At 73.2% G+C, this 7,199-nt stretch carries 7 protein-coding genes; all 7 read left to right on the forward strand.

The window, feature by feature from the left end; all coding sequences use genetic code 11:
• Window positions 1–85: 85 nt before the first annotated feature.
• On the forward strand, window positions 86–757 hold the full coding sequence (locus ACFT41_RS03435) for a hypothetical protein (RefSeq protein ID WP_377589668.1): 672 nt from the start codon (window positions 86–88) through the stop codon (window positions 755–757).
• Between the two features lie 67 nt (window positions 758–824).
• Window positions 825–1,913 (forward strand): DUF4314 domain-containing protein, encoded by a 1,089-nt coding sequence (locus ACFT41_RS03440; protein WP_377589667.1) that lies wholly within the window; start codon window positions 825–827, stop codon window positions 1,911–1,913.
• 104 nt (window positions 1,914–2,017) lie between these two features.
• Window positions 2,018–2,500, forward strand: coding sequence for a hypothetical protein (locus ACFT41_RS03445; RefSeq protein WP_377589665.1), 483 nt, complete (start codon window positions 2,018–2,020; stop codon window positions 2,498–2,500).
• Between the two features lie 349 nt (window positions 2,501–2,849).
• Entirely contained in the window at window positions 2,850–4,025 is a 1,176-nt protein-coding gene (locus ACFT41_RS03450; RefSeq protein ID WP_377589664.1) for an AAA family ATPase, read from the forward strand.
• 37 nt (window positions 4,026–4,062) lie between these two features.
• A complete protein-coding gene (locus tag ACFT41_RS03455; RefSeq protein WP_377589663.1) occupies window positions 4,063–5,700 on the forward strand; it encodes a VWA domain-containing protein in 1,638 nt (545 codons plus the stop codon).
• A gap of 280 nt (window positions 5,701–5,980) precedes the next feature.
• Entirely contained in the window at window positions 5,981–6,592 is a 612-nt protein-coding gene (locus tag ACFT41_RS03460; RefSeq protein ID WP_377589662.1) for a hypothetical protein, read from the forward strand.
• A complete protein-coding gene (locus ACFT41_RS03465) occupies window positions 6,589–7,131 on the forward strand; it encodes a hypothetical protein (RefSeq protein WP_377589661.1) in 543 nt (180 codons plus the stop codon). Before ACFT41_RS03460 ends, ACFT41_RS03465 begins: the two co-directional genes overlap by 4 nt.
• Window positions 7,132–7,199: the final 68 nt, after the last annotated feature.

Here is a 7,199-nt window from a genome sequence, read left to right on the forward strand (position 1 = left end):
CCCATGGCCACCCAGCTCGGCGGCCGTCCCCGGGAGGGGCGACCGCCGCAACCCCCTGTCCACACATCCCTGAGGAGGAAGGCACGTGAGTACACCCGCACTGATCGGCGTTGCCGCGTTCCGCGGCAGGTACACCGCCCGCCGCATCCAGTTCGGCGAGGATCCGCAGGTCCTGGTGCCGCTGCTGCGCCGGATCTGGACCGACACGTTCGGCCGCGACACCGACGCCATGGCCGCCGCGCTGCTGGCCCGCGACTGGTGGAGCCTCGCCATCAACCCCAAGCCCCGGCGATGGGACCGGCAGCCGCCCGCACCGGGGCTGGGCTACCCAGCCGCCGCTGGGAACGACCCGGTCCCGCAGGGGTCGCTGCGGGAGGACCTCGACGGGTTTCTCGAGTGGCTGTACCTGCTGCACCTCGAGCAGCGGCGGCTCGTGGTGTACGAGGCGACGGTCCACGGCCGCTGGCTACGGCACAGCGCCCACCACCTCGACCCGGTCGAGGAACTGTTCGTCACCGCACCCGCCCTCGACGACGGCGGACCGGGGACGACGGTGTGCACCGTGTGCGGCGCGGTCGACGAGATCGACCACGTCGAGGTGCCGTCCATGGCCGGCTACGGCTACGACACCTCCACCAGCTGCACCCGCTGCGGCTCCTCGGTCGCCACCGACCCGATGTTCGGCGACCACCTCGTCCGCAAGCCCTGGCCGCCGCACGCCCCCACGACGGGCGACGCGACGGACAGCACCCGATGAACCCACTCGCCCGGCGCGGCCGCCGCCGACCGGCCGTGGCCTGTCCCTGCACCGATCGGAGAGCACGATGATCTACCAGCCCGGCCAGCGCGTCGCCCTGGTCCACACCGCCGACCTGCGCACCCTGTTGCGGCCCGGCGACACCGGCACCGTCCGCCGCCACGACCAGCGGCACAACATCGTCGAGGTCACCTGGGACAGCGGCTCGACCCTGTCGATGTGCCTCGACGCCGGCGACCGCATCGAGCAGACCACCACCCCGGCGGCGACCGGCGGGCTGGTCGGCGAGGCCACCGGATGGGCTACCGCGCTGCGGCGGATGCGCGCCGCCGGCGCCGAGGCCGGCCGCACCGCCGCCGAACGGTGGGCCCAGAACACCATCGGCCCCCGGGCCGGCGGCGACACCCGCCTGGCCGCCCGCCGGATCCTGGCCGGCATCGGCGATGGCGATCCCGCCGTCCACGACGCCCTGCCCCACTTCACCTGGGCTGGGGATTCGGTCGACACCAAGGGATGGGAGCTGTTCGCCGACGCCACCGGCGACGTGTCCGGCGGGTTCGGGCTGCGTATCCAGGAGCGTGACGAGGCGATGGCCGTCTACCGCGACGCGTTCGACACCACCGCCACCGACCGCGTCGCCGAACTGTGCCGTCTCGTGGCCAGCCCCACCGGCCGCGACGTGTCCCACCTGTGCCCCGACCGGGTCCGCATCGGCGGCGTCGGCGTGTTCTCCGGCGAGTGGGCGCGCACCGTCGGCCTGGACGGCGACGACCGTATCGCGGTGGGGTTCGTCGGCACCCTGATCGACCACTGGAACGGGTGGGCCGTGTTCTCCTGCACCCGCCCGGTGGCCGAGGCGATCGTCGCCGACCAGCGGCGGCACCGCGACCAGCACCGCCACAGCCTGCGCGAGCAAGGCGTACCGGAGAACGACCTGGACCGGCGGGTCGACGAAGCGCTGGCCGACCTGTCCTTCGACGGCGACGTCATCATCGCCGACCAGCGGGTCCTGTCCAACGACCCGCAAGCCATCGACCGCATCACCCCCGACGACGGCCGGTACGTGGTGATGGGCTACAGCTGGTGCTGGGAGGCCGTCGACCCGTACGCCTGCGACCAGATCGTCGGCGACCTGCCCTACCCCGACCAGGCATAGGCCGGCACCCCCAACCATGCCGCGTCTGTCGAGGCTGAGCCGGATTCGGCGGCGGCATCCGACACACCCCCAAGACAGGTAAGACCAACAGGAAAGGAAACCCAGTGACCATCCGTACCCAAGAGGAGATCGTCACCCGGGTCTGGGCTCTGCGGGCCGACCGCGGGGACATCTTCGGCTTCCGGGAGGAGGTGCTCGTGGAGGCACTCGACCTCGACCATGCCCGCCAGGTCATCGTCCCCCGATACCCAGGCGAGTGGACCCAGCGGGTCGACCACGAGACCTATGCCCGGGACTACCTGCGATTCGCTATCGGGAAGATCCTCGGCCACCGGGGCAACTCGGCGAGCCGGTCGGTGGACAAGCTCGGCGAACTCGCCTGGCTCCTCGGCCGCGACGGCATCGTGGCGGCGATGGACCACGCCGGTTACCCGATATACGGGGCGCCCAAGGTCAGGGCGTTCGCCGACGGGTTCGGCTGGCCGTTCCTCGACGGCCTCGACGGTGACAACAGGCTGGCCCTGGCCCGGATGGCCGAGGGACAGCAGTGCGACCCGCAGGGCTGCGAACGGGGCTGCGCCGACTGACCACGACCGGGCTACCGGCACCGCTCCTGACCCTCGACGTGCCTGCGTAGACAGCCGGCCCCCTGCAATCCCGAACCCGCGCACCAATTCGACTTGATCGATTGGGCTGTGGGGCGTTCCATCGTCGGCGCCGCCACTGCCCGCGCGGCCTCGACAGCGACCAGCACGCTACAGCGGCGATCCTGCGCGTCGCCTGACCCTTCAGCACCACCGGGGTGTGGTCGCCCACCTGCCCGGCCCGATGCGGGCCGGCAGTGGTTGGCCCCACCCGTCTCCGCTGTGCGGTACCCACCGCCCGCGCACCCGGAGACGGGTGCGCGGGCCCGACCCTTGGAATCGAGGCAACCCCATGACCACCCCACACCCGCCGGCCCCGCCGGCCGGTTCACCGCAAAACGACCCGGCCCCGGCCAGCGGCGCCGGCACTCCCGCCACCGAGGCGGGCTCCGGCCGGTCCGGCTACCTCTACCGCACGGTCGCCCTGCACCTGGCCGACCACCCCGACCAGATTCTCAAGGTCGGCGAGATCACCCGGGCCATCGGCGCACCGTCGTCCGGGGCGGTGTTCGAGGCGCTGAAGAAGATGGCCGCCGCCGGGCACGCCACCCACCACCGCGACCCGCACCACCGCTTCCAGATCACCCAGGCCGGCATCGACGCCGCCGGCACCCTCCCACCCGCCGCACCCCGCACCCGCTCCAGCGGCAGTGCCGGTGGTGGCCGGCAGGCCCGGCCCGCGCCGGTACCGCGACCGAACGGGACGCTTTATCACCCGCGTCGGCTCGGCAAGGGCTGGGACGTCGAGGAACTCCGGCGGCTGCGCACTCAGCAGGTTCCCGTGCTGCTGTACGGGCCGCCCGGTACCGGGAAGACCGCCATGGTCGAGGCGGCGTTCCCCGACCTGCTGACCGTCGCCGGCACCGGCGACACCGTCGTCGACGACTTCCTCGGCTCGTACAACCCGATCCCCGGCGGCGGCTACGAGTTCGTCCACGGACCCCTCGTCACCGCGATGCGCGAGGGGCGGGTGCTGCTGGTCGACGACGCCACCCTCATCCCGCCCCGCGTTCTGGCCGTGCTGTACCCGGCCATGGACGGCCGCGGGGTTATCACCATCCCCGCCAACGGCAACGAGGCCGTGGAAGCCGTCGACGGGTTCTACATCGTCGCCGGCCACAACCCGGGCGTGCACGGCGCGGTGCTCACCGAGGCCCTGGCCTCCCGGTTCACCGTCCACCTGCACGTCACCACCGACTGGGACCTCGCCCGCGAACTCGGCGTCCCCAAGCAGGTCGTGGCCGCGGCGATCGACCTCAACGCCGACCTCGCCGCCGGCAAGACCGTGTGGGCGCCGCAGCTGCGCGAACTGCTCGGCTTCGTCAAGGTCCGCGACCACCTGGGCATGGCCGCCGCCCTGGCCAACCTGGCCGGCATCGCCCCCGAAGACGCTCGTGACGACGTCACCGCCGCGCTGTCCCGACACACCGGCACGCCCATCACCGCGCTCGCCCTCGGCAAGCGCTGACCGCCGTCCACCTCAGATTTCTGGAAGGAGCCAATCCGTGTCACACCCCAGCACCCACCTACAGCAGGGCGCACCGCCGACGCCGGCCGGCGCCAGCGACTGGCATGCCTGGTCCGCGGCGTGGACCACGCACGTCCCGCTGCTGACCGGCCGTAGCGACCTCACCGTCCTCGTCGCCCCCGGCGCCGCCGGGGACGCGCCCGAGTGCTTCTACCCCGACCTCAACCGGATCGAGGTCGACGCCACCTACATCGCCGAGCGCCCCGACGTCACCGACCCGGCCAAGGCCCGGCACAAGCGCCTCGTGCCCACCGGCTACGGGCTGCTCGTGCACGGCGCCGCGCACGCCGCGCACAGCCGCTGGACCACCCCGCCCGGCACCCCGCCGATCCTCGCCACAGTGGCTGACATGCTGGAGGAATCCCGGGCCGAAGGACGCCAACGCGCCCGCCGCCGGGGCGACCGCCGCTGGCTGCGCCACGTCGTGAAGACCCTCCTCGACCCCGACGACGCGGCCGTCGACGACGCGTGGCACGCCGGGCAACTCGCCGCCCTGCTCCTGGCCCGCGTCGACGCCCGCATCGTCACCAGCACCGACGTCCGCCCCGTCCGCGCCGCCGTCACCGGCGTCCTCGGACGCAAACGCCTGCGGCAACTGCGTGACATCTGGCGGGAGGCCCACACCTGCGACGACACCGACGCCGACACCATGATCTGCCTGGCCCGGCGGTGGTGTCAGGTCCTCGGCATCGACCCCGACCAGCAGTACGACACGCCCGTACCGGACGCCGGCCTGTTCCCCGGCCGCCTCGCCGCGGCCCTCGTCGACTACCTCGCCGTCGCCGCTGGTGTCACCCCGGCCGAGTACGCCGCGGCGCTGCTGGCCCACCGGCACAGCTCACCCGCAGAGTGGGACCGCACCGACCCGACCGAGCAGGAACACCGCGCGGCCCGCGACCTCGCCAACCGGCTGCGGCAGGCCCGCACCCGCCACCCCGAACACGGCCGGCGCCCCTCGACGATCCCACCCGGTCGGCTGCGCACCCGCCACGCCATCACCGCCGACGCGCAAACCGCCACCGGGCAGATGCCGACCGCCGCCCCGTGGCAGCAACGGGCGCAACTGCCGCCCGAGAAACCCCGCCTGCACCTGGCGATCCTGGTCGACCTGTCCGGGTCGATGGCCCGCTACACCGAGGCGATGTCCTCCGCGGCGTGGATCTTCGCCAACGCGGCGCGCCGCGCCGAGGCGACGACCACCACCATCGGGTTCGGCGACCGCACCACCGTCCTGGTGCCCCCACGCACCTACCCCCGGCAGGTGCTGCACATGCGCACCGGGCTGGCCACCGCCACCTTTCCGGAAGCGGTCAAGGTCGCCGACCAACTCCTCGACCTGCGCCACGGCCGCACCCTGCGGATGCTCGCCGTCGTCTCCGACGGCTACCTCGACGACATCCCCGCCGGCCAACAACTCGTCACCACCCTGCACCGCGCCGGCTGCGCCGTGCTGTGGCTCCACCCCGCCGACCCGCCCACCGACGGCGAACCGACCGACCCGGACCAGATCTGGGGGCACACCTTCACCCACGCCACCACCCTGACCGTCACCGACCCGACCGAGGCCATCGCGGCGATCGCCGACGCCGCCGTCACCGCACTCGCCCATGCCTGAGTCCCGGCCGAGCGGGCCCCGAGCCGGCGGCCAACCAGCCCCACCCCGTGCTGCGCCGGCTGCGGCCCGCGCAGCGCCGCAAGCTGGGATCCACGACACACCGGCCTGGAATACGGCTGCCGCAGGCGGCTCCGCCCGCATCTCGCGGACAGCCGGCGGCGGACGGCCTCGCTGCCGACCCCGTGACTTGACCACCCCACGCCATCGAAGCGTGCATGCATCGCGCCCCGACCGACCCAGGTCCGGACGCGATACGACGCTGCCCACCAGGGAGTCCCTCATGCGTTACGACACCGACGACGAACACCCCTTCGACACCGACAACCGCGCCTGGCGGCGCCTGCGCGACGTCACCAGCGAACACTTCGACGCGATCACCTGGAACCAGGACCCGGACGGACGGCCGGTACTGCTCACCCTGCGCGACATGCGCACCGGAGACACGGTCACCCTCGCCGTCCTCGACTCCCTGGAGATCCGCGACCCGCACGCGCTGCTCGCGGTCCACACCAACGGCGAACTCGGCGCCTACGGCCCCACCAGCGGCGCCGAAGCAGCCCACTCCCACGCCGCCACGCTCGCGCTCGACACCACCACGCTCGCCGTCACCAGGCCCGTACCGCTGCACGACCCCGCCGGCACGGCTCTACCCGCCACCAGTTGGGTCGACCTACCGCCCGACCTCGCCCCGGTCCTGCGGCCGGCCCTCGACGACGCCCGCACCGCCGTCCTCGTGCTGCTCGACCGCACCGAAGGCCGGCTCGCCGCCATCGGCCCGTTCCCCACCCACGCCGCCGCCGACACGTGGCAACCCGCCGACGGACCCGGCCGCACCGCCGACCGGCTCACCGTGCCACTGCACCCGATCACCATCGAGCAGGCCCAGCCGTGACCAGCACCCGACCGCTGGCACACCCCGCCTCCTCACCCATCGTGGCCATCGACGTCGACGGTGTCCTCAACCCCGCCAACCCGGCCCACGCCGAGACACTCGGATACCGGCCGCACCGCTACGACGGGCCCGCCCCGGACGGTCGGCACGTCACCGGCACCGTCTGGCTGAACCCCGACCACGGTGAGTGGCTGCGGGAACTGGCCGAGCGCGCCCAACCGGTGTGGTGCACCAGCTGGAACCAGCTGGCCGCCGCATGGATCGCGCCACGGCTGGGCCTACCGACCACCTGGCCACACGTCCCCGTCCACGCCGGCGGGGTCCGCTTCGGCCACCAGAGCAAACTCAGCCCCCTGTACGCCTGGGCCACCCAGCGTCCACTCGCCGTCCTCGACGACGAGTTCGGCGGCAAGGACCCCACCACCGCCGACCAGCGCACCGCCGACGGCGCACCCACCCTGCTCCACCCGGTCGACCCGTATCACGGGCTGCGCCGCGCCGACGTCGACACGGTGCTGACCTGGCTGGGGCAGCTCTGACCAAGCCACACCGGCGCCACCCGGCGCCGAGGCATTCCCTCACCCGGAGCCGCGGGGCCCGCATCCAC

Source organism: Micromonospora sp. NPDC057141, assembly GCF_042670805.1.
In the GTDB taxonomy this organism is placed as follows: Bacteria; Actinomycetota; Actinomycetes; order Mycobacteriales; family Micromonosporaceae; genus Micromonospora.

Coding starts and splice junctions, on each gene's coding strand:
- ACFT41_RS03460 (WP_377589662.1), top strand. CDS start 5,981: ATGCGTTACGACACCGACGACGAACACCCCTTCGACACCGACAACCGC.
- ACFT41_RS03440 (WP_377589667.1), top strand. CDS start 825: ATGATCTACCAGCCCGGCCAGCGCGTCGCCCTGGTCCACACCGCCGAC.
- ACFT41_RS03450 (WP_377589664.1), top strand. CDS start 2,850: ATGACCACCCCACACCCGCCGGCCCCGCCGGCCGGTTCACCGCAAAAC.